This window comes from Vibrio sp. 1F263 (genome assembly GCF_041439035.1).
GTDB lineage: Bacteria > Pseudomonadota > Gammaproteobacteria > Enterobacterales > Vibrionaceae > Vibrio > Vibrio tasmaniensis_A.
The window spans coordinates 1-1,243 of sequence record NZ_JBGONI010000128.1 but is presented as its reverse complement, the minus strand read 5'-3'; the positions used below and the strand labels follow the sequence as shown (position 1 = coordinate 1,243).

At 44.2% G+C, this 1,243-nt stretch carries 1 protein-coding gene; it reads left to right on the top strand.

All coding sequences use genetic code 11. The features are described 5' to 3' along the window. Positions 1-62: 62 nt before the first annotated feature. Positions 63-1,213 (top strand): IS3 family transposase gene (locus ACED25_RS23450; protein WP_371693082.1). Its coding sequence is split into 2 segments (ribosomal slippage): positions 63-306 and positions 306-1,213, totalling 1,152 coding nucleotides; the frame shifts between segments, so codons are not numbered across the junction. The last annotated feature ends 30 nt before the right edge of the window (positions 1,214-1,243 follow it).

The following is a 1,243-nucleotide window of genomic DNA, read 5'->3' as shown; positions in this document are numbered from 1 at the left end:
TGATCTGAACCAGTAGTTTTGGACACTGCGTTAAGTGAGTACAATCACTAACGAGGTGAACCATGACAAACAAGAAGAAACGTATTCTCCACTCTCCTGAATTCAAAGCCGAAGCTCTGAGGTTAGCAGAGAAAGTAGGTGTAGCTGCCACCGCAAAGCAGCTCTCGCTACATGAATCTCAAATCTACGGCTGGCGTAAAGCTGCAACGAAAGACACCAATTCTAGCCAAAGAGAAAAAGATCTTGCCGTTGAAGTTGCCAAACTTAAACGACAACTGGCCGAACAAGCTGAAGAGCTAGATATTGTAAAAAAGGCCGCCACCTACTTCGCGAAGAATCTAAAATAGATTGCTACGAATTTATGCTCGAGAACATGGTGGACTTTAGCGTTTATCGCATGGCCAAGGTGTTCTCGGTCTCCCGAAGTGGGTTTTATTATTGGATCAAGCATCGCTATAAAGACAACTTGCGTCTACAAGCTCGACACGTGTTGGATGAAAAGGTGAAGGAAGCTTTCGAAAATAGCAAAGGCAGAGATGGTGCAAGACGTATTCAGGTTGAGTTAGCTGAGAATGGGAATAAACATAATGTTAAGACCATCGCAACCAGTATGAAGCGCCAGAGTTTGGTGGCGAAAGCAGCCCGCAAATTTAAATGCACAACGGATAGCAACCATAAAATGCCTGTAGCACCAAACATACTCGAACAGGATTTCACAGCGAGTGCTCCTAACCAGAAGTGGGCGGGCGACATCACCTACATAGCAACGAGTGAGGGCTGGCTTTACTTAGCGGTTGTTATTGACCTGTACTCACGGCAGGTAGTCGGTTGGTCTATGGGGACACGAATGACAGCGACTCTAGTTTGTGATGCATTGTCGATGGCCTTATTCCGTCGTGGCTTCCCAGAGGATGTAATTATTCACAGTGATAGAGGAAGCCAATACTGCTCTAAAGATTATCGTGAACTCATAACTGCTTATAATTTAAAGCAAAGTATGAGTAGAAAAGGAAATTGTTGGGATAATGCCTGCGTAGAGAGTTTCTTTCACTCGATGAAAGTTGAAGCGATCCAATATGAGCCGATCATGACTAGAGACACTATGCGTCAAACGATCTTTGAATATATTGAGGTTGATTATAACCGAACAAGAAGGCACAGTGCTCTTGGGTATCTAAGCCCAATTAACTTTGAACAACGAAATGTCGCTTAATGTAGTGTCCAGTCCTGCTGGAGCAGATCA